Consider the following 928-nt stretch of genomic DNA (forward strand, 5'->3'; position numbering starts at 1 on the left):
TATCGCGTTTCTTGGGATCATACTTCTTCGTTCTTCTTTGCATGTGATCAACCAACCGATCGAGTTCTTAGCGGCAAACGCTTCTTCTCATCCTGAGATCATCTGGGTGGAGATTGGACTTTGGCTTGCGATCTTCGGTTATACTGCAAAGCTCGGTCTCTTTCCGAATCACGTCTGGATCGAAGACACGTATGGAGAAAGTCCGACGCAAGTTTCTTCTTTACTTTCCTCATTCATTCCTGTTTCGGTTTGTTTCGCACTTAGACCGTTTGTGCATCTGGATCACCAACTCTTTCCTCATACATTCAGCGGTGCGGACGGACTTCTTGTGCTTGGGATCATCACGATCCTATACAGTATATTCGCGATCTATGATAGAAATGACATCCGAAGGATCTCTGCTAAGGTTGCTCTTTTTCACACGGGAGCTCTCGCAGTATTTCTTTGGATGGACTTAAGCGAGGCAGTATTTCTTTACATGATGGCTACGAACTTAGTCGTTAAGTCTCTTCTATTCATTAGCATGGGGATCGTGAGAATGGATGCAGGCAAAAGAGAGTTGGGTAAGATTATCCAAGCGGATTCAATCAACAAGCCTGCATTGTCTCTTTTCATCCTAGCGTTATTCTTAGCTTTCGTGATGCCTGGATCTCCTATCTTTGTTACAGACATTGTTCTTATCAAAGCAGGACAGATCGGAGGAAAATCCTTTGTGATCCTTGTTCCTATACTTGGGATCGTATTCTTCGGAGTAATGCTCTATAAGCTTGCACCTCTTCTGAATATCAAAGGAAGACCATTTCCAAAGGATCTTTCCACCATTCTTAGGATCAGAATGACGAACGGATTCTTCTTACTTCTACTTCTTCTCAGCACCGGTTGCTGGGGATTTTACCTTCTTTTACATGGTGTATTATGAAAAACGTTA

Annotated in this window: 1 protein-coding gene; it reads left to right on the forward strand. The window is 43.1% G+C overall.

Annotated features, from left to right (window positions below):
- The coding region (locus EHO59_RS07705) for a proton-conducting transporter transmembrane domain-containing protein (protein ID WP_135586561.1) at positions 1 to 919 on the forward strand (919 nt) is incomplete at its 5' end.
- Between the last annotated feature and the right edge of the window lie 9 nt (positions 920 to 928).

Origin of the sequence: Leptospira semungkisensis (assembly GCF_004770055.1) — a bacterium.
Taxonomy (GTDB): Bacteria; Spirochaetota; Leptospiria; order Leptospirales; family Leptospiraceae; genus Leptospira_B; species Leptospira_B semungkisensis.